The following is a 21,159-nucleotide window of genomic DNA, read 5'->3' on the forward strand; positions in this document are numbered from 1 at the left end:
GCGAAAAGGGGCGCTTTGGAAAGCATGGAACAAGATTCCCGGATCATTCAGGAAGCAAAGGAAGTTCTTCGAATCGAAGCGGAAGGCATCCTTGAGCTGATTGATCGCATTGACGGGCATTTCGCGGACATGGTGGAATTGGTCTACCGATGCGCCGGCCGGGTGATTGTGGCGGGCATAGGCAAATCCGGCATTGTCGGCAGAAAAATCGTGGCCACCCTCAACAGTACGGGCACGCGTGCCCTGTTTTTGCACCCCGTGGAGGCCATGCATGGAGACCTGGGCATGGTGTCCAAACACGATGTATTTTTAGCGCTGTCCAACAGCGGCGAGACCGATGAATTAAACCTGTTGATTCCAAGTATTAAAAGCCTGGGGTGCAAGGTTGTGGCGATGACGGCAAACCCCGCTTCCTCCCTCGCAAACCACAGTGATATTGTGGTGAATGTGGGCGTCAAAAAAGAAGCTTGTCCCCTGGGGCTTGCGCCGACGGCCAGCACAACCGCGCTGCTGGCAATGGGAGATGCGCTGGCTGTTGTCCTGATTAACAAAAATGCATTTAAATCAAGTGATTTTAAGAAATTTCACCCTGGCGGATTGTTGGGGCAACGGCTGGCCCGCTGCATCAAGGATTTAATGCTGACAGGTTCATCAATCCCCGCCATACCGGTGCATGCGACCATGGCGAACGCGCTTGAAGAAATCAACCGCCTGGAAATGGGGGTCACCATCGTCCTCTCGGAAGCTAATACGCTTGCCGGCATCATCACAGACGGGGATATTCGGCGGCTGCTTATCCGCCGGCCCGATGTTCTCTCCTTGCCAGTCAAGGATGTCATGACCCGGAACCCGCTGTCACTCGGGCCGGATACACCGGCGTTTGATGCACTTAACCTTATGGAAAAGCACCAAATCACCGTCCTTCCGATTATCAATGACACCGGAGAAGTGCAAGGCATACTGCATCTGCATGACATTCTCGGCAAGGGGCAATTCAAGTTCAACGGCTGTTGATTCACCATCAGCGATGAGTGATGTTACAATAACACAGGTAGATATAACGGCCTTTATTCATAGTAATTCGACTTAACCGGGCAACCCTTGATATGGAGTAAAACGCAAAATGGATATCACCGATATTGACATTAACATTCCCACGCTCGGGGAATCAAAAATCCCCACCTCGATTCAACGGGGGCGATACGGGTTACGGTCCCGCCGTTTTGTGTCCGAAAAAGAAAGAGTGCTCATTAATGCGGATATCACCCATTTACACGAAACCATTGCACGGGGGATAACACCGTTGTCCTTTGAACTGGCTGGTCCCCGAGAAACCATTTATTTTGACCCCAGCAAACTCCGCTGCGCCATGGTGACTTGCGGCGGATTATGCCCGGGCATCAACGATATCATTCGTTCCCTTGTTCTGGAGCTTTTCTATGGATACGGCGTTCGTAATATCTACGGCATTCGCTATGGCCTGCAGGGGTTTATTCCGTCCTACGGGCACGATGTGATCGAACTGCGCCCGGAACGCGTCGTAAACATATTGGAAATGGGCGGAACCATTCTCGGCTCCTCCCGGGGTCCGCAACCGATTGAAGACATCGTCGACAGCCTGGAGCGAATGAATATCGGCATTTTGTTCATGATCGGCGGGGACGGCACGCTCAAGGCCGCTACGCTGATCGCGGAAGAAATTACAAAAAGGGGATTAAAAATCAGCGTCGTGGGTATTCCCAAAACCATCGACAACGATATTTACCTGGTTTCCCGCTCCTTCGGGTTTCATACAGCCGTGGATGTAGCCACGAAAGCCATTAAGGCGGCGCATGCCGAATCGGAAGGCTATCCGAACGGTATCGGATTGATCAAACTCATGGGGCGGCACTCGGGATTTATTGCCGCCACTGCCACGCTCGCGCAACAGGATGTCAATTTCACCCTTATTCCTGAAGCAGATTTTGATTTGGAAGGCGAAAAGGGCTTATTAAACGCGCTTGAAAAACGGCTCAGCCTTCGCGGGCATGCCGTTATCGTCGTGGCGGAAGGGGCCGGTCAAAAATTTTTCAAGGACGATGAAAGCCAATTGGATGAATCCGGCAACATCAAGTTGAAAGATATCGGCATCTTTTTAAAAAATACCATCTCCAACTATTTTCAAAAAAAGGACATCAAAATTAACATCAAATATATAGACCCGAGCTACATGATTCGCAGCCTGCCAGCCAACGCCAATGACCATGTATTTTGCAGTTTCTTGGGCAGGAATGCGGTGCATGCGGGCATGGCCGGAAAAACAAAACTGCTGATCGGGCGATGGAATGAGCAATTCGTGCATGTTCCCATGACCGCGGCAAGCGGCAAACGCAAACAGGTCAATCCCACCGGCAGGTTATGGGACAGCGTGCTGGACGCGACCGGCCAGGGGTTGTTGGTTAATGAGTGATGGCTATGAGTTGGAAAGCAGTCGATAAATCACGGCCGCATGCCGGTCGGCGGCACCACTTTGGGACAAAACCGCTTGCTTTGCTCGAAAACCGATTCCTGCCGCCATATCCGGTCGCGAAAAATAATCAGCCACTTTCTCAGCCAGCTCGACTTCATTTGCCACCTGAATGCCCCCGCCGGTACTTTCAAGCAATTCCCGCGCATCGCGAAAATCGTCCATGGACGGACCGTAGATAACCGGTTTTCCCCAAACAGCCGCCTCCAGAATATTCTGCCCGCCCAACGGCACCAGACTCCCCCCGCAAAAAACAACCGAGGCAATACCATAGATGGCCTGCAACTCTCCGATGGTATCGATGATCACCACCGACGCCGTTCTCGGTGCGTTCGTTTCATTAAGTCGGGTTCGCAGCTGGCAGGAAAAGCCGAGATGACGCGCGCGCTCACTGATTTCCGGAACGCGTTTCAAATGTCTGGGCGCAATGATGAGCAACGCCTGTGGAAACTGCGCAATGATTTTTTGAAACACCGCCAAAACAAGATCACCTTCAGCGCCCCGGGTGCTACCCGCCACCAAAACCGGCTGGTCCGGCGTGACCCGATACAGTTTTTTCATGGCATCGGCGGTCGCCGTTTCTGTAGCGGCACGCAAGAGATCATATTTGGCATTGCCACCCACCGATATGTTTTGCAACGGCGCACCGAGCTGTTGAATGCGCTTGGCATCTTCTGCGTGAATCATGCTAAACGCGTCCAGCGTGGTGAATATCTCTTTCATCAGCGGACGAATTTTCCGGTATCGCTTAATGGAGCGAACGGACAATCTGCCGTTTATCAGGGCCGTTTTAATCCCCATTCGATGCGCGGCCATTAACCAATTGGGCCAAATCTCCGTTTCAAGGCAGACGAGAATATCGGGTTTAAGCACGCTAAGGGCGTTTTGAACGGAGAGAATAAAATCAATGGGCGCGTAGAGGCACACGGCCTGCGCCGCAAGCTTCTCCACGGCCACGGCCTGCCCGTGCGCCGTCGTCGTGGAAAGAATAATAACGCAATGGGGCATCCTCTTTTTCAATGCCTGAATGATGGCGCCCGCGACCGTGACCTCGCCAACCGACACCGCGTGTATCCAGATACGGGGAGTGCCGCTTATCGCTCGGGCGTGTGCGCCATAAATCCCCAACCGCTGGGACATTTGCCGCCGCGGTTGACGCGACCATTTTGCATAGAGGCAATATAATGGGAATGCCGACACAAAAAGGCCGGAACTCAGAACGGCATAAGCACCATAGGCAAGATTCAACCTGTGACCCCCTTCCCTTAATTCATAGGTTGAACCGACCAGAAGCGATCGCCTTTGATTCTTAAAAGGAATACGTCTTTTTCCACATCGCCGTTTCCCGTAAAAGAGGTTCGCCCGGTAACTCCGGGGTAATCTCGAACCGCGCCGATAGCCTCCCGAAATGCACGGCGAGACTTGATATTTTTCGGCTGTGAAACAAGATCTGATATCAGCTTGGCGGTATCAAAGGCAACGGCTTCGATAAATCCGGGCGACTCTCCGTAAACGCTCTTGAACGCTTCTACAAATGACTCGACTTGCGGCAGTTCGCTTTCAAGAAAGAATCCGTCCGGGACAATGGCGTTTTGCACATATCCCTTGGCGGCTTTGATGAGTTCATCGGAATGCCATAAATTCGTTCCCAGAAGCACCACCTTGTTCACATCATAAAAGGCAAGCTGAGAAACGATCATTCCCACTTTTTCGGGGGCATCCGGAATAAATATCGCATCAAAACCGGCAACCGCTTGAGGCGCAGTTTTTTCGTCTTCCATTATGCCCGGTTGCGCAGCTGAATCGGCCTTTAAATCCTTCGGCATCTTGTAGTACAGATCAGCAAGCTTTTTGATGGGTTGCTCAAAATCAACTGCGTCAGACCGATACGCCTCGGCTCCCGTTACAATGGCGCCCTGATCCATCACAGCATCCCAAAACAGGCTCATCAGGATGGTGCCGTATTTTTCTTCGGGATATAACATGGCAAATCGTTTAAGCCCCAACACCTTGACGGCGTAAGACACCAGAGAAACCATCTGTAGGCGGGGCGTCAGAAAGTTTCTAAAAACATGGTCTCCCAAATCCGTAATACCGTCCTTTCCGGTCAAGGCAATGAGGGGAACACCGCATGCTTGCGCTGCTTCCGCGGCCGGAAAAGCGGTCAGCATCGGCCCGATGATGGCCGTCACCCCGGCATCACACAGTTGACGGACCGCCTCCACCGCGCGTGTCGGATCAGAGGCCGTATCCTCGACTATCACTTGAAACGTCAATCTTCCATTTGTTTCATCTCGTTGACTGATGGCGAGTTCGATCCCCTTCAACGCCCGCTGACCATAGGCTTTGTAAGAACCGGATAAGGGCAGGAGACACCCAATGGTGACTTTTCCAGGCCCGATCTTTTCGTTCAGCATTTCCAATAAACGCCGGGCATTCGGGATAAGCGCATGATTCGGAAATTGCGTGACCATCGCGGAAAGAACACCAACACCCTCTGCGTCTCTGTTTATTTCAGAAAACCCCAGGCCAAGATGATACAAAAAAAACCCGCCGAAAGTTCCCTTCGGCGGCGAAGCCAGGAACCGTTCGATATCTGCGGCATTCAATGAGCCGACGGCATTTCGAAAACGCTGCCAAATTGCGGGTTGGCCGGACACATCGGCCAGTATATAGGCGTTGGCATAGGCCATTGTGGCTTGCGAAACCGCGCCGGTTGCGACATGAATATCCCCTATCAGGGTCAGGATTCTAATTTTTTGATTTTTCGGCAGGAGCGCATCACGCAAAAACGATTGCGATTGATCTACAGCAGCGGCATAATCGCCCTCCTTATAGAGTGCGATAAGATAGGCCACCTTGGCATCAGGGGCGAACGAACTGCGCGGATAATCGGTGAAGAGCCGTTGAAACGCCAGACCTTCTTCACGGAAATCGCCCTTGACGGAATGGATTCGGCCTATTTTCATCAGTGCTGCGTCCGCCATGGGCTTGCCCGGAAACTGAACCAAATAGGACTGATAAGCGGCGAGCGCCTCATCATATGATTTTGCGTCAAACAGCCGTTCGGCGGTTGCGTACAAAGCGGCATCGGGTGTATCCCAACCCACCGGTTTGATTTCCTTTTTGGTACAAGCGCCGCATAAAATAAGCGCGATGAAGAGAAAAATTCGCCACGTCACCGCGAAAACCGTATCAACGCACCGGACCACCCGGCAAGCGCGTTTGCCCATCAAACCTATCCCCGTCGTTGCTTTTATTCTTGTTTTTTATAGGGTGAACATCGCAAGAGACATAACCCTATGCCGCTTCCTGGTATAATGCTTCATGGAGAATGGAAGTGCCCATGAGCGGGCAGTCGGCCATAATTGGAACAAACCCCGAAGGCCGGCGCTAAAGAAGCAGGGCCAAAGCGGTTTTGCCGTATTTATCAGGTGCGGTGTGCCTATTCAAGTTCCTCGGACAACAAAATCGCCTCCGCCACCTGACGAATGGGTTTTCGGGTGTCCATGCTTCGTTTCCTAAGCCATTGAAACGCCTGTTCGGCTGTTTTATTGCGCTTGCTCATCAGAACTTCCTTGGCGCGTTCAACCAGTTTTCTCGTTTCCAGCTCTTCTTGAATGACGGTAGTCTTGACCATCAACTCCGTGTTTAAAATAGCCACCGCCGCCTGATTGGCTACCGTTTGAACGAGGTTGACCTCGGTTTCGGAAAAGGTATGCGGTTGTGCCGTAAAACAGTTCAGTGCGCCGATGACCCGGCCGCCCTTGACTTCCAGCGGCACGCCAACCATGGAAACGAGCCCCAGACGCCTGGCCATCTCCTTTTCCTTGAATTTCGGCTCTTCCAGAACATCCGGCACAATGAGCGGCCGTTTGTTCGACACCACATAACCGACCACCCCCTCGCTCATCTTCAACACCCGCTCGACCAGGTACTCTGGATCGATGGCTTGAGTGGCTTTCAGCCGAATCACATTGGGCGTCACACTCTCGTCGATCAGCCACAGCGAGCAGATATCCACCCCCGTCACCTTTGCCGTCACCATGACAATCAGCTTCAGAATATCTTCCAAATACATCTCGGAAGTAATCGCCCGGCTGATATTCATGAGCGCCTTGATAAATTGGTCATACGATTCGGGTGCGTCTTTTAACATATTTTCCCACTAGTTAATAAAGCAATGGTGATTGTGCCGGCAGTCGGCCGGGCTCGGTTTGGCATATGGCATATTGAAGATGACCTATCATGGTGACACCTTTTTTTCAATCCCTCAGTGACACCCATTTTCCGGTCAAACCCGTGCCCCAATAAAAAGCTACGCGCCGAAGGCCTATGGGCCTGCGACGCGTAACCACCAACGAGAGGGTCGAAAATCACTATATTTACGGTAACGCCGAGAAACGCCGTACCGGTATTTTAAACGCTGAGCATCTACAATTCATTCCTCAGGACTCACCCACCAAAGGGCGCTTATACATAACAACCGGCGTGCGCCGTCGTAGAGGTATCAGCAGGCTTTATCAACCCAATAGCCGCATTGGCGCTCGAAATGGCAACCAGTTCCGCGCAATTGGGATAGGGGGTTTTAAAAAGCTCTCGCAAGCCGCTGCAATCCTGCTTCAGGGCGCACTGACAACAAACCTTGTCCCGCACTTCCTTTTGAAGATAGGTCCGCCTCAAACCGCGCTCAATAATATCAAAAGCGAAGTTAAACGCGTCCCTGAATCCGCCATCCTCGCTCTGAAGCACCTTGCGATTTCTTTCCATGAGCAGTACACCCGCCAGGGTGGACCATAAAATATTGACCATGGCCATGGGGTGCTTATTCACAAACACACCCGTATCGATTCCCTCCTGAAAGAGCGTCTTAAGCAACAGGTTGGACCGTTTGAACAATCCCCTGAAGGTTTGAAGGAACTCATCCGATAAATTACTGAAGATCTCACCGGACTGCACCTGAAGCATGCTGCCCATTCCCCAGGGATCGAATGCGTAGATTTCGTAAAGCGCAACGCGCAGGCTTGCCAACCTATCTTCGGATCCCATGCCGGGATCATTAACAATTGTCTTTAGCTTGGCGGAAAGGCATTGCAGCAAGGTCAGGGAAAAAGAGGCGAACAACTCCTCTTTATTTTTAAAGTAGATGTACAGGGTGGCTGGCGCCAATTCCGCTTCATTGGCGATATCTTCCATTCTGGCTCTGGTGAAGCCTTTTTCGGAAAAAACACGTTTGGCCGCAACAATAATCTGTTGTCTGCGGCGCTCCCGTTCTCTTTCTTTTCTTTCCCGTACGCCCATAACCTTCGCCTCAATTCCTGCCTTTAGTTACTAAGAAGCGGCCGCACCGCAGGTATTTTTATCTAATTCATCGGCATTCGGCTTACAGCGGTCCCCGTTGTGTGTTTGGAACAACTGAATTTATTGATTCTTTCACAAAGCATAGAGGGTAAAACTCGTTAACAAACGACCATAACCTTCAAGGGGGGGGGAGCTAAGCTTGAGATCTTTTTTCAGCAAGATAGCAAATTCCAAAGCACACGCCTGTTACATGTAAGCCGATGCCGCACGTTCCCGATACGCCTAACGCAATCAGGGACGTATTCCCCGTATTAAGCACTCTTTTCAACCCAGAATGAGTAGTCAACCGGTCCGAACCGCTTGAGTTCCTGGATCAATCCATGCGATAGTTCACTGCCGAGAATCGGCGGGTGCGGAGCCTCCCATTTTAGTATAATCATGCGATCGCCCGGCACGTTACCATGTATAAAATATTTAATATCCATAAGGCCCGGCGATGAGGGCAACCCGCCTATCGTTTCGGGCAAGCTTTCATCGGCCTCAAGTTCTTTGTTGCCAGCCACCCTGACTCTAATCATTTCAACCCAGGCCATATATGGTACTCACTCCCCCTCTGAATGCAAATACCATTCAGAGGGGGTTACATAGGAAGTAAGAAAAACTAAGAACTGAAAATAATGAGTGGTAATAAAGGCGTATAACCTGACATAAAGCCTTTTTTATATTTACGGCCGTGCATTTCAGTAGAAGCCGTTATCGTTGCTGCTTTATTGCAGACATACTAAAGCAAAAGAGATGCCAAAATTGCTTATCAACAAGAATACCTTGTATTAACAGAAATCTAATGAATAGGGGGGATGCCACCCCCCCCCGACAACCCTCCTGACTACCAAATAAGATAGATATTGACTATCATATTTGCAGGCTGTACGTTGAACCAGCGTATATGATAGTTGTCATCTGCTCGACCGGAGCATTCACGGTCAATACTGGAGAAAACGCGTGGACGTGGACGAAAAAACCTTTTTTAAAGAGGCAACACTGAGAATCTGTGGCAGCCTGGAGATTGAAAAGGCGTTGTGGAACTGTCTTCAGTATGTGAAAGATATCATACCGGCGTGCAGAATGAGCTTGAACCTGCTGGACATCAACCTCGGCCTAATTGAAACCATCGCCATCGCAACTCATGACATTAGCGAGGCGGTGTCCATCAAAACCCCCGTATCTCCGGAAACACACAAACGGATGGTTAAACATTGGCCGCTAGCCCATGTCCGAATATTCAGCCCCATGGGCAATTACCAGTCGGCGCTTGAAAACACGATGCCATCTGAAATGATTCACCATCATTGCGTGGTGCTTGACCTCTGGCTGGAAGGCAAGTTCATCGGCATGCTCACCGTGATTTTTAATCCGGAAAACACCCCCCTGCAACACCACATCGATCTGCTGAGCCTGCTCAACGAGCCCTTTGCCATTGCACTGTCCAACTGCGTCCGATACCGCAAGCTTCAAGACTATAAAGATATTTTATCAGAAGAAAAACAATATCTTAGAGAAGAGCTGCGCCGGTTGTCCGGTGAGGATATCATCGGCGCAGATTTCGGATTGAAGCAGGTTATGTACATGGTCCGGCAAGTGGCGAGTCTGGACAGCCCGGTTCTGCTTCTCGGGGAAACCGGCTCCGGCAAGGAAGTAATCGCCAGCGCCATTCACAGCATGTCCTCTCGCAGTGAAGGGGCTTTTATTCGTGTCAATTGCGGCGCGATCCCTGAAACCCTGATCGACAGCGAACTTTTCGGGCATGAAAAGGGCGCCTTTACCGGCGCGCTGTCCCAACGCCGTGGGCATTTCGAACGGGCGCATAAAGGCACCATTTTTCTTGATGAAATCGGTGAGCTGCCCCTTGAAGCCCAGGTCCGCATTTTGCGTGTGCTTCAGGAAAAGGAGATCGAACGCGTCGGCGGCTCGGAAACCATTCATGTGGACATTCGGGTAATCGCGGCCACGCACCGGGATCTGGAACGAATGATCAAGCAGGGAAGGTTCAGGGAAGATCTTTTTTTCAGGCTGAAGGTCTTTCCCATTATCATTCCGCCACTTCGAGACCGGATAACGGATATTCCGGCGTTGGTTCAGCATTTTATTCATAAAAAGGCGGCCGAGATGAAAATCGGGGAGGTGCCCTCCCTGGCGCCCGGTGAAATTCACAAGCTGATCGCCTACGATTGGCCGGGCAATGTCAGGGAGCTTGAAAACGCGGTGGAGCGCTCCCTGATCCTAAACCGGTCCGAGCCGCTGACCTTTCCAGATATCGGAACAAAAAATGAGCCGCCGCCCGCCGCAACCATCGATCCGGCTGAACCGGCGTTCCTCAACCTGGATCAAGTTATGGCCCAACACATAAAAAAAGCCCTCGCCATCGCCGAGGGCAAGGTCGAGGGCAAAAACGGCGCAGCGGAACTTCTAGCCATCAATCCGAGAACGCTCCGACACCGCATGCGAAAACTCGGTGTCCCCTTCGGCAGAAAAAGCGACTAAGAAAGGACCTCAATCCATCGCCCATGTGAGCAGCATGCTGCCCCAGATAAATCCGGTGCCGAAAGCGGCCAGCAATACCCGGTTCCCCTTTTTCAACCGCCCGGCGCCATGGGCCTCGCTCATGGCCATGGGAATGGTGGCGGCTGTCGTATTGCCGTATTTTTCGATATTGACCATAATCTTTTCAAGGGGCATCTTCAGGCGGCCGGCCAGCGCCTCAATAATTCTGAGGTTGGCCTGATGGGGGATCAGCAGATCCAAGTCCTCAGCGGTCAGGTTGCTGCGCGCTAAAATATCAACCGCCACCTCCACCATGCCGTTGACCGCGGCCTTAAATACGGGTTTGCCGTCCTGAACCAAAAAGTGCATTTTGTCTTGGACCGTTTCCATCGTTGCGGGGTGAAGGCTGCCGCCTGCCGGCATATAGAGGTATTTACCCCCTTCGCCATCCATTCGCATCAAAAAATCTTCAATCCCCGGGGCATCCGACGGGCCGGGTTCCAGCAACACGGCGCCTGCGCCATCCCCGAACAGCACGCATGAATTTCGATCCTCGTAATTCAGGATGGCACTCATTTTGTCGGCGCCGATCACCAGCACCTTTTTATATTTTCCGGTTTCAATAAATTGAGCGCCCGTAGACAGCGCGCAGAGAAAGCCGGAACACCCCGCGCCCACATCAAAGCCCCAGCACCTGGTAGCCTTGAGTTTTTTTTGAACCAGCGCGGCAGTGGCGGGAAACATCATATCCGCGGTAACCGTGGCGACAAGAATCATATCAATTTCGTCGGCATCGACGCCTCGCTGAGAAAGCACGGCCCGGGCCGCCTTAACCGCCATGAAAGACGTCCCCTTTCCCGCCGCCAGTATTCGCCTTTCCTTGATACCGGACCGGGTGGTAATCCACTCATCGCTGGTCTCCACCATTTCTTCCAACTCCTGATTCGTCAATCTCTTTTCCGGTGCGTAATGGCCTACCGCACTAATGATCGCCCGCATACCGTGCCTCCGATATCTTAAATCCGCTACCGCCTGGTCCTCAATGCCAATAAATTTACCCTGATTCGTTGCATCGCGTTTTGTTGCGGCTTGCAATTTTTATCCAATGCAGTGCTTCGCTGGCATGGGATGTCTTTGAAACTCGCTTCGTCTCTTACTCTTAATCTTGTCATTTCACAAGCGGTGAATCGAAATTACCATCAGAACCCAAAAGGCACCCGAAAGCGCTCCTTTACGCCACTGAAGCGAAAGGTCCTGAAGTTCGAACCGCCTGAATCTTCATTCAACTATATTCATCCGGCTGCTTTCAGTTGTTTTTATTCTGAATTCTGGATTCTGTCTCCTGGCTACTGAGCAGTTACGATGGTTTTATAAAAAAACGAGGGTAAACCTGTTAAGTTAACATGTGTTAATTTATAGGCACCATCGGCTCCCACTTAAAACCGCCACGCGATTTTTACCTTATATTTACAAATCGTTATAAGGAAACTTCAGCGGCACCACCTTCTGGCACGCAGATTGCTCTATCTTAATTAGAAAACGGGGTGTCGGCTTCGTCGTTCCCGGTTGCGTGATGGAGAGAAAACGGATTGAAACCCGGTTAAAAGGCATCCCGTTTATATACAACAAGCCCTGTTAAATTAAATTATTACTAACAAAGTTAGGGAAAAAAAGGAGGTACGGATGCCACTGCAAAAGCGGTTGAAACAAGGGGCCATGCCGGCACTAATCGGCCTGTTTTTTCTGGTTACAGGCTTAACACCCGGCATTTCACTCGCACAAAGTGAGGTGGAGGCGCTGAAGGAACAGATGAAAGCGCTTACCGAAATGATGCAAACGGTGCAACAAAAGCTGGCGGCGATTGAATCGAAAACCGAATCCAAAGAATCGGAAATCAAGGAAATCGATGAGCGCCTAAACAAAGCGGAAATGCATACGGAAACCGACAAGCTCGCTTTCGGGGTTGAGCTTCGCTCCCGGGCTGATTCGATTCACTACCAGGATATGCTGACCGCGCCGCCCGAACTATTTAACAGTTTTTTCACGCCTGCGCCCGCGGGCTTTAACGGCGCGACGGCGGCTCAGATTCAACAGGCGATCGCGGGCATGGCCGCCATGGGCATGGTTCCGCCGGCTCAGAAAGCGGATATCGATAACGACATCATTTACACCAATAAATTCCGGCTCAACATGATGGCCAAGGTCAACGACCAGCTCAACTTTGAGGGACGATTGGCGGCCTACAAGGTCTGGGGCGACAGCACAGAAGTAAAATTCAATTCCGGCAGCCTGGGGGATATGACGTTTGACGGCAACACCACGAGCCTTCCCCACGGGGACACCTTGCGCCTGGAGCGGGCCTATTTTAATTACAAAGACCAGCTCGGCATGGTTCCCATCAACTTTTCCCTGGGCCGCCGGCCGTCCACCGATGGGCCGCCGCTGGAATACGGTAATTACAGTCTTGAGGGCGGCTCCCCGATGGCCCATCTGATCAACTGGCAGTTTGACGGCGCATCGTTGAGCTTCGGCCTGGAAGAGATGACCGGCATTCCCGGGTTTGCGTTCAAGCTTTGTTACGGTGTGGGTTTTGAAAGCGACTGGGGAAACAGCGGATCTCTTACCAGCCAGTCAGATCTGGAAGACGTCCACCTGATGGGCTTTATCGCCACCCTTTTTGACAACGATATCTGGAGCGCGGAATTGAACTACGCGCACGCTTCCGATATTACGGACGGGTTTACGGGGTTGACCGTCATGCCCTTTATCATCTCCGTAGACAGTGCGACGGGCGCTTATCATTTTACCCCCAACAGCAGCAGCGCCTTTATCAGCCGCATGGAGCCTTCCACCAATATCGGCAACTGGGATGCGGCCGTGCTGCTGCTTAGAAGCAACCTCTTGGAATGGGTTGACTGGGATATCGATTTATTCCTGTCGATGGGATGGTCGCACACGGACCCCACCGAAGTCTCCCAGAATCCCTTTTGGAATCTGCTGGGATACAGTCTGCTAAGCTCCAACGGTCAACTGGAAGAACAGGACGGCTACAGCATTTATGCCGGGGCGCTCTTCCCCATGCCGTTTAATGCGCGCCTGGGCATCGAATACAACTACGGCTCTAAATACTGGTTTAACTTTACCGGTGCGGAAGACTCCCTGATCGGCAGCAAACTGGCCACTCGCGGACAGGTCTGGGAGAGCTATTACATTCAGCCGATCTTTCGGGATAATTTCTTCCTGAAGCTCGGCGGCCAATACTATGATTATGAGTACACCGGGTCCGGCAACCCGCTGGGAAAACCGGTGAGCATCTCGGACGCCACTGCCCTGGACACCCTGTTCCCAGTCATTGATGAGGTCTGGAACTTATATATGTCTGCAACCATTAGATATTAAAAACCAACGGAGGTGGGTCCGTTTCACGCCGCTGATCGTTTAGACGGAGAATAACGGGCCCATCGACCCACCACTTCTTTTGAAAGGATGGTATCATGTTTAAAAAAACCGTATTGATGACTGTTTCTCTCTGTTTGGTCTTTGGTTTTTCGTCTTTAAGTTTCTCGGCGGACAAGGGCAATGCGCGAAAGGGAAAACATCTTTTCCGCAATACCTGCCGAACGTGTCATCAGGACGGAGCGAGCGCCAAGGCGCTAGGTCCGGACAGCAAAACGCAGGCCCAATGGACGCGGGTGTTCGCCCCCGAAAAATACAAGCAATTGGCTTGCAAGGCGGAATGGGAAAAGCATAGCGCGGAAGACCTGAATGATATCTATACCTATCTATACGAGCATGCATTTGACTCCCCATCCCCCGCGAAGTGTAAATAATCGAGGAGAGATAAAATGACGTTTGAATCGGGCACAGCCATTTCGCGACGAAGTTTTCTCAAGTGGACCGGGGCGGCCACCGCGGCGGCAGCCGTGGGGAGCCGCCCGCCGGTGGTACACGCGCTGGTGCCGGCGGGCAAAGCAAAAGCGGCGAGCAAAATTTCACATCATTATTCAGCGTGCGATATGTGCCTTAACCGGTGCGGCCTGGTGGCGCGGGTGGAGGACGGGGTGGTCACGAAGCTGGATCCCAATCCCAAATTCCTCAAATCCAGGGGCATGCTGTGTGCGCGCGGCAACGCGGGCATTCAGCAGCTCTATGATCCGGATCGCCTGAAATATCCGCTTCTTCGCACGGGAAAGCGGGGTGAGGGAAAATGGCGCCGGCTCGGTTGGGATGAAGCCTTGAATCTGGCGGCTGACAAGCTCAAAACGATCGCGGAAAAATACACCCGGTGTGGTGTGCTCTTCACACCGGGCTCGGATATGCAATCCTTATTTGTCAATCACTTTGCGGAAGTCTTCGGTTCTTATAATGTGACTTCCCACGAATCCAGTTGCCTGCTAAGTCGCAATCGGGCCTATCTGGACACTTTCGGCGAAGTGCCGTTTGCGGATGTTCTAAATTCCCGCTATATCCTCATGGCGGGCGCCAACTGCTATGAGGCGCTCATTACGCCGGACAGCATCGATCTGATGACCGCCCGGAAAAACGGAAGCAAACTGGTGGTGCTCGATCCCCGGTATACCAAGACGGCCGGTCTTGCCGATGAATGGTATCCGGTGCGGCCGGGTACGGACATGGCGTTTTTTCTCGCCCTGGCCCATGTGATTCTCACTGAAAGTCTCTATGATGCCGCCTATGCGGCCGAAAAGCTCTATGGCCTGGAAGAACTTAAAAGCCATGTTCAGTCATACTCCCCGGAGTGGGCGGAAAAAGAGTGCGAGATTCCAGCGAGTGATATTCGCCGCATCGCCCGGGAAATGGCCGCGGCCGCACCGGCCGCCATGGTGTATCCGGGAAGACGCACGTCCGATTATGTCAATTCCACCCAGATTCGACGCGCCATGGCCATCGTCAACGCCCTTTTGGGCAATTGGGACAAGCCCGGCGGACTTCTGGCGGCAAGACAGGTCGGCCTCAGTTCGCCGAATCTGCCCGAATCGCCGTTTTATGAGGATAACCCCGAGGACCGCATCGATCACGGGCGAGCACACATGATGTTCGAAGAGGAAGGCGCATTCAAGCATGTGCGCGATGCCATCATCGAAGAGGAGCCCTATGCGATCAAAGGCTGGTTCGTGTACAAGTATAATCCCCTGCAAACGCTGGCCAATCGCCAAAAGACGCTTAAGATGCTCGAGAAGATGGATTTCATGATCACCGTGGACATCACCATGAGCGATACGGCCTGGGTTTCCGACCTGGTGTTGCCCGCCCCCAGTTATCTGGAACGCCGGGACCCGGCCGTCGGGCTTCAGGGCTCGTCCGCCTGTGCCTGCGTGGTGATGCGGGAGCCGGTGGTGGCACCCCTGTTTGAATCCAAGCCGGTATTCTGGATTTTAAAGGAACTTGCCGCACGCCTGAATCTTGCGGAGTATTTCGACTTCACCATGGAAGAATATCAGAAACAGCAACTGAAAAACCTGCCGCACGCCGAACGCGCGCTGAAAGAAGACGGGGTGTACTACAACCCCAGTCAACTCTACGGGGTTTACGAGGGGCGTATCTTTAAGACCAAGTCAACCAAAATAGAGCTGTACAACGAACGTTACGCCGAAATGGGCGTCAACCCCATGCCGGTCTACACCCCCCCTAAAAAGACGCCCGAAGGTCGCTTTCGCCTGGTGCTGGGCAGAAGCGCCTATTTTACACATGCCACCACGCAGAACAATACGCTGCTGCACGAATTGATGCCGGAAAACGAGCTGTGGATGCACCCCGGGGCTGGCAAAGCGCTGGGCATTCGCGAAGGAGAGGTGGTGCGGGTTGCCAGTGACGCCGGCAGCGCGGAAATCAAGGCCACCTTTAAAAACGGCATTCGCCGGGACACGGTGTATATGGCCAGCGGATTCGGCGTTCTGTCCAAAGGACTGACCCATATTCAGGGCAAAGGCGCCTGTATCGTCGAGCTGATCGATGATTTCGCGGATGACCTGTCCGGCAACATGGCCATGCACGAAACCTTTGTTCAAGTATCCGGTGTTCGGGGTTCCAGGAAAGGAGCGGCATGAAAACACAACTTGCCATGGTGATCGATTCGTCGGTCTGCATTGATTGCAAAGGCTGCACCGTTGCCTGCAAGGTGGAAAACCGGGTTCCCGAGGGGCACTGGCGCAACTGGGTCAAGCAAGACGTGCCGAACGTGGAAGAGATGTTTAACCACCCGAAAAAAGCTCGCCTTCATTTTCAACCGGGCGGGTGCATGCATTGCGAAAATGCGACCTGCGTGCAGGCCTGCCCGACCGGAGCCACTTATAAGAACCACGAGGACGGCACGGTTCAGGTCAACAAAAAGCTTTGTATCGGCTGCGGATCATGTATTCCAGCGTGCCCGTATGGCGCACGCTACCGCCATCCGGTGGAAAAGGTAGTGGATAAGTGCGATTTTTGCGCCGCCCGCAGGGCGCGCGGCGAACTGCCCGCCTGCGTGACCACCTGCCCCACCAAGGCCAGGACCTTCGGGGATATCAATGACCCGAAAAGCGATACGGCCATTCTGCTGAAAAAGCATGCAAGTATTCGGGTGATCAATGCCGCGACCGATACAAAACCCAATATGTATTATCTGTCGCAGACCGCACCCATGAACTGGCCCCAACCAGCAAAAGAGCCCACCCCCATCGGGTGGTTAAAATCCTTGTACCCGGTGGTGTGGGCACTGGTTGGATTTAACGCCCTGGGCGTGCTGGCCATGCTCGGAAAGCAGCTCATCTCAAAAGATGAAGCGAGTCCACCTGCGCATGAGCCGGCAAAAGGGGGGAAAAATGATTAAACGACATACGATTGCCGCCATCTTCATGCACTGGTTCAATGCGGCCTGCTGGCTTTTTCTGCTGGCCACCGGCATGGGGCTGATTGAAAACGAGGCATTGCGTCTTTTCGGCGGCGCCTGGAGCCGCTGGATGCGCACCCTGTTCGGCTCCGGTGAAACCCTGTTGACGGTTCATATCGTCGTGGGATCCGTTTGGGCGGGCGTATTTTTTATATACGGCCTGATCGGTCTTCGGTCGGCCGTGTGGCCTTTCGTCAAGGAGATTCTCACGCTTTCGCCGGCCCGGGATATGGTGTGGCTGGTGAAAAAAGGCGTGCAAATGACGTTGGGCAAGGGCGTACTGCAAAAAATGGGTATGGACCCGGAGTTGCCGGACCAGGGATTTTATAATGTCGGACAAAAGCTTTTTGCCGTGCCTTCGCTATTTGGCGGCATATTGATCGGCATCAGCGGCATAGTTCTCGCGCTCTCCAGTGTCTGGTTTACGAACACCGTGTGGGTGCAATGGGCCATTCTGATTCATTTTATCTGCGTGGGCCTGGTTTTTGCTGGGTTGTTGATTCATGTATACATGGCTTCCATCGCGCCGGGAGAGCGCCCGGCGTTTAAATCCATGTTTACGGGCAAGGTGCCCGAAGACTACGCCGAACATCATCATAGGCTCTGGTATCTGGATCTTAAAAAAAGAGACCAAGGATAAGGAATGCGAATACGACGCGTCTTTCAGATGTTTATGGTGGCGGGGTTTCTCGCGAATGCGGCTGCGGCCGCAAACGAAGCCGCACCCTTCTGGTGGCAAAACGCGGTCAACGAAGCCAGGGAAAACGGGTATGCCGTGTTGACACCGGATGAATTTAAGGCCTGCCTAACAAGCGACCGGAATTGCCTTCTGGTGGACGTGCGGCCGGATTATGAATTTGAATCCGGCCATATTCCAGGTGCTGTCAACCTGATGTTCGATCCCGGTGACCGCATGGCGCTCAGCCCGGAAAAACAACAACAGTTCGAAGCGTTGCTCGGGCCGGACAAAAACCGGTGTATGATTATCCATTGCCGGGATTTCAGGTGACTTAGAAGCGGCATCGCCGCCCGCTGGGCCGTGCGCCTGGGCTACACGCAAGTTTATCGCTTTGTCCACGGCTACTTCGGATGGAAGGAGCATCAAGCGGCACTCAGCCCTGAGCGATGATACGGATTAGTGCTGCCGTAAACCCGGCAGCCGGTGCATAGACGGCCGGGTCCGGTGACTGACCAAGCCGTTGTGTGAACGCGTCGATCCAGGCGCCCAACGTTTCCGCGGCAAAGTGCTGTGCGGTGTCGAGATAGGCCTTGTTATCGCCGGCCCACCCTTTTTCTAAAAGAAAATATAGATATTCCAGTTCGATCGCCAGATGATCGGGTGGTTCTCCTGCGGCATGGCCGGCCATATTCAGCTCGACCGCTTTAAGTCTGCGCTGCATATCGACTGCGGAAGGCCCCATGAGGGAAGCGCCTTCAAGGGCATAACAAGATTGGTAGAGCGGCACCGCGATGCCGCCCCTACTGCTGACAAAGAGGCGGACATACGTTGTTTCCAACGCCCGGTATAATCCCTCCGGGTCGAAGAACCGTCGGGTATAGGCTTGAATCTCCTGCAGCGCCGGAGAAAAACTTGACGCAACGGGATTCGTTGCCGCGCAAAAGGATTCAAAAAACCGGCCTTCAAGGATCTCCCGGCTTTGCCCGATATCCGGGCCCCAAAAGAGCCGGCAAAGCTGCCGAAGGCTGGTTAACACCTGTTGCCGCTGATCCATTGAAAAGGCGCTGTAGGGGGTCATTAGATTCCTCAATGATGGCGGTGATTGGTTATTTATACCCGATGTGCGCCGATTTGCAACCCGTTCTTAAACCATGAAAGCACCGGCTATAAGATATCGATCATTTGAAACCAAACAACCTGGCATTGCATGGTGATCCATATAATATCCGCGCAGCCGCACGGCAAAGGAGTTCCGGTCTTGGATTTTAAAATTTGCGACAAGGGCGGCAAAGAGTTTCTGATGGCCATTGAGAAATTTCATGGATGGCAAGCGCCCGGCATGGTGATGGGCGGGTTGATGGTGGATCTGGCGCTTGAGTTGCTCGATACCTTTTCAGACCCGGCCGCTGTGGTGGAAACACATTGTTTTCTTCCGGACGCGGTTCAGTTGTTCACCCCCTGCACGGTCGGAAACGGGCGGCTGGCCATTCTCAACTGGGGGAAAATGGCATTGACCCTTTATGATAACACAACATCGGCCGGCTATCGTATCTGGCTGGATCTGATCAAGGCGCGGTCGATTCCAAGCATCTATAACTGGCAGATGCACTTGGCGCCAATGCAAGAACAGCGCGCCGAACGCCTCATCATGGATATGCTCACCGCCGGACACTCGATTCTATCCTGGCGCGCCGTACCGATCACAAAATCCTTCGGCACCCGTATCGATGCCACCATGGCGGTCTGCCCGCGATGCGATGAGGCCTACCCGGCCATTCAGGGAAACCGTTGTCTCTCCTGCCAGGGGAAAACCTATTTCGAACTGCCTGAAGAAACGGTTGCTATTCACCCACCTCGGTCCGGTCAAGCTTCCAAATCCCTTCTTCCAGGACCAGATACTCTATATTGTGCTCTGTCACCCCCTCCGGATTAAAAGCGTCCTTGGAGGTGATAACGGAACTCACTTGAGCCTCTTTGTCCGAAATCGGCCCCGGCGTAGCGGAAACCTTCATAATCACGACGTCCCCCCCCTCGATGAAAACTTTCATTGAGCTGAGCCACTCTTCATCGCTTTTATCCTGGCGCATTCCCTTGGAAACACACTGCAGGGCGGTTGCAAAGTCTTTCTTCTGCAGGGCATGGTAATATTTAAGAACCACCTCGCTGGGAGTTAACTCGCTGCAGAAGGCCGCATTCAATGAAACAAAAATCAAAGAGAATGCCACCACCAACGTCATGCGCCATCTAATTCCTTTTATCATGTCGCCTCCCTTAAAAATGATATGGTCAAACCCCCTCATCGGCTGTTGTCTTCACAGCTCCCCGTCAGCAACGCTTTAAACCACAAAAAGCGGTGGGACGCAAACATTAAAGAGAGGGCTCGCACCTCTCTGACTTCGTGCGCCTGCAAGTACACCAGGGGCGAAACATTTTTCGCCACTTGCCGTGGTCAGCGCGGCAAAGCATTCCGTTAGGCCCTTTCGACCCTTTTTCAGAAACATACACGTTGTTGCGTGTATGTTCACTGAAGGTGGAAGATGTCATTTATGCATCCCGGCTTCATAGCATCCCGGCATCCGGCTTTGCCGGATTAAGCTCTCAGTTGGGCAATTCCATCTTTCTTGCGATTCTTGACAACGTACCCCATTCGGAAGACATCGATAAAAAGTCAAATGGAGGTAAACCATGGGCAAAATATCATAGAGAAGCTGAAAATAATTATCCGCTCCATAGCAGCGGTAAAAGTACTCGATGCTATTCATCGGTGCCACACGCTACTTGGTAGCTCGGTAGCTGGAAAGGGAGCATTACCGGTTTGTTAATAAAAACGATATCTACGGCGTTGCGGTCAATGTAGGGGCGGACCTGTGTGTCCGCCCTGGTTTGGCGGGGAGCGTGCACCATGTTTCACAGGGGCAGACACGCAGGTCTGCCCCTACAACGGCAACAGCGGTATATTTTTCTCTTGACCTGGGCAAAGATTTTTCTTAGTTGTGATGCGTTACACACAGGTGCTCGATTGAGCTTAATAGGGAACCCCGTGAAAATCGGGGACAGGCCCGCTGCTGTGACCCCGGCCGGTGCAAAAATATGCGCCGGAACCTCAGACGCCTCGTAGGCCACTGTCCGAATCGGATGGGAAGGCTGCGGCTGGGGCGGGGAAGTCAGAAGACCTACCTGGCGTGTTGGGCGTTTGCTTCGTGGAGGGAAGCGCGCTCGCTCGAATCTTCAGGATAAATAGGGACA

General features: G+C 52.7%; 18 protein-coding genes and 1 riboswitch. Of the genes, 10 read left to right on the forward strand and 8 right to left on the reverse strand.

From position 1 onward, the window contains the following. Window positions 1-24: 24 nt before the first annotated feature. Window positions 25-1,014 carry a KpsF/GutQ family sugar-phosphate isomerase gene (locus RBT11_11975; protein ID MDX9787491.1) on the forward strand — a complete coding sequence of 330 codons (990 nt, stop codon included), beginning with the start codon at window positions 25-27 and terminating at the stop codon, window positions 1,012-1,014. A 109-nt stretch (window positions 1,015-1,123) separates the two neighbouring features. Next, window positions 1,124-2,449 carry an ATP-dependent 6-phosphofructokinase gene (locus RBT11_11980; protein MDX9787492.1) on the forward strand — a complete coding sequence of 442 codons (1,326 nt, stop codon included), beginning with the start codon at window positions 1,124-1,126 and terminating at the stop codon, window positions 2,447-2,449. 3 nt (window positions 2,450-2,452) lie between these two features. On the opposite strand, the gene RBT11_11985 is transcribed toward RBT11_11980, so the two are convergent. The 5 genes from RBT11_11985 to RBT11_12005 all read right to left on the reverse strand — a co-directional run bounded on the left by RBT11_11985 (window position 2,453) and on the right by RBT11_12005 (window position 8,400). Next, a complete protein-coding gene (locus RBT11_11985) occupies window positions 2,453-3,754 on the reverse strand; it encodes a glycosyltransferase N-terminal domain-containing protein (protein ID MDX9787493.1) in 1,302 nt (433 codons plus the stop codon). A 17-nt stretch (window positions 3,755-3,771) separates the two neighbouring features. Continuing rightward, window positions 3,772-5,739, reverse strand: coding sequence for a penicillin-binding protein activator (locus RBT11_11990; GenBank protein ID MDX9787494.1), 1,968 nt, complete (start codon window positions 5,737-5,739; stop codon window positions 3,772-3,774). Between the two features lie 212 nt (window positions 5,740-5,951). Then, a complete protein-coding gene (locus RBT11_11995; protein MDX9787495.1) occupies window positions 5,952-6,665 on the reverse strand; it encodes a GAF and ANTAR domain-containing protein in 714 nt (237 codons plus the stop codon). 314 nt (window positions 6,666-6,979) lie between these two features. Continuing rightward, window positions 6,980-7,807, reverse strand: coding sequence for a TetR/AcrR family transcriptional regulator (locus RBT11_12000; GenBank protein ID MDX9787496.1), 828 nt, complete (start codon window positions 7,805-7,807; stop codon window positions 6,980-6,982). 311 nt (window positions 7,808-8,118) lie between these two features. Next, window positions 8,119-8,400, reverse strand: coding sequence for a hypothetical protein (locus RBT11_12005; GenBank protein ID MDX9787497.1), 282 nt, complete (start codon window positions 8,398-8,400; stop codon window positions 8,119-8,121). Between the two features lie 409 nt (window positions 8,401-8,809). On the opposite strand from RBT11_12005, the gene RBT11_12010 reads away from it, so the two are divergent. Beyond that, on the forward strand, window positions 8,810-10,348 hold the full coding sequence (locus RBT11_12010) for a sigma 54-interacting transcriptional regulator (GenBank protein MDX9787498.1): 1,539 nt from the start codon (window positions 8,810-8,812) through the stop codon (window positions 10,346-10,348). Between the two features lie 9 nt (window positions 10,349-10,357). Here the strand turns inward: RBT11_12010 and RBT11_12015 are convergent, their stop codons facing one another. Then, the gene (locus RBT11_12015) at window positions 10,358-11,347 is read right to left on the reverse strand and encodes a beta-ketoacyl-ACP synthase III (protein ID MDX9787499.1); all 990 of its coding nucleotides are present in this window, start codon (window positions 11,345-11,347) and stop codon (window positions 10,358-10,360) included. 684 nt (window positions 11,348-12,031) lie between these two features. Between RBT11_12015 and RBT11_12020 the strand changes: the two genes are divergently transcribed. The 6 genes from RBT11_12020 (at window position 12,032) to RBT11_12045 (ending at window position 18,243) form a co-directional block, all read left to right on the forward strand. Then, the gene (locus tag RBT11_12020; GenBank protein ID MDX9787500.1) at window positions 12,032-13,747 is read left to right on the forward strand and encodes a DUF3373 family protein; all 1,716 of its coding nucleotides are present in this window, start codon (window positions 12,032-12,034) and stop codon (window positions 13,745-13,747) included. Window positions 13,748-13,842: 95 nt separating this feature from the next. Beyond that, the gene (locus RBT11_12025; GenBank protein MDX9787501.1) at window positions 13,843-14,178 is read left to right on the forward strand and encodes a cytochrome c; all 336 of its coding nucleotides are present in this window, start codon (window positions 13,843-13,845) and stop codon (window positions 14,176-14,178) included. 15 nt (window positions 14,179-14,193) lie between these two features. Continuing rightward, complete coding sequence (locus RBT11_12030) at window positions 14,194-16,413, forward strand: molybdopterin-dependent oxidoreductase (GenBank protein MDX9787502.1); 2,220 nt, start codon at window positions 14,194-14,196, stop codon at window positions 16,411-16,413. Beyond that, window positions 16,410-17,174 (forward strand): 4Fe-4S dicluster domain-containing protein, encoded by a 765-nt coding sequence (locus tag RBT11_12035; GenBank protein MDX9787503.1) that lies wholly within the window; start codon window positions 16,410-16,412, stop codon window positions 17,172-17,174. The genes RBT11_12030 and RBT11_12035 overlap by 4 nt, the downstream gene beginning before the upstream one ends. Further along, complete coding sequence (locus RBT11_12040; GenBank protein ID MDX9787504.1) at window positions 17,167-17,874, forward strand: cytochrome b/b6 domain-containing protein; 708 nt, start codon at window positions 17,167-17,169, stop codon at window positions 17,872-17,874. The genes RBT11_12035 and RBT11_12040 overlap by 8 nt, the downstream gene beginning before the upstream one ends. A gap of 3 nt (window positions 17,875-17,877) precedes the next feature. Further along, complete coding sequence (locus RBT11_12045) at window positions 17,878-18,243, forward strand: rhodanese-like domain-containing protein (GenBank protein ID MDX9787505.1); 366 nt, start codon at window positions 17,878-17,880, stop codon at window positions 18,241-18,243. Window positions 18,244-18,346: 103 nt separating this feature from the next. On the opposite strand, the gene RBT11_12050 is transcribed toward RBT11_12045, so the two are convergent. After that, window positions 18,347-18,991 carry a molecular chaperone TorD family protein gene (locus tag RBT11_12050; GenBank protein MDX9787506.1) on the reverse strand — a complete coding sequence of 215 codons (645 nt, stop codon included), beginning with the start codon at window positions 18,989-18,991 and terminating at the stop codon, window positions 18,347-18,349. 180 nt (window positions 18,992-19,171) lie between these two features. Between RBT11_12050 and RBT11_12055 the strand changes: the two genes are divergently transcribed. Then, window positions 19,172-19,846: a formylmethanofuran dehydrogenase subunit E family protein gene (locus RBT11_12055; protein ID MDX9787507.1), complete on the forward strand. Its 675-nt coding sequence runs from the start codon at window positions 19,172-19,174 to the stop codon at window positions 19,844-19,846. Here the strand turns inward: RBT11_12055 and RBT11_12060 are convergent. Next, entirely contained in the window at window positions 19,755-20,174 is a 420-nt protein-coding gene (locus RBT11_12060) for a hypothetical protein (GenBank protein MDX9787508.1), read from the reverse strand. The genes RBT11_12055 and RBT11_12060 overlap by 92 nt on opposite strands. 731 nt (window positions 20,175-20,905) lie before the next feature. Continuing rightward, a riboswitch (cobalamin riboswitch) is annotated at window positions 20,906-21,109 on the forward strand. Window positions 21,110-21,159: the final 50 nt, after the last annotated feature.

The organism is Desulfobacterales bacterium, from assembly GCA_034003325.1.
GTDB lineage: Bacteria > Desulfobacterota > Desulfobacteria > Desulfobacterales > JAFDDL01 > JAVEYW01.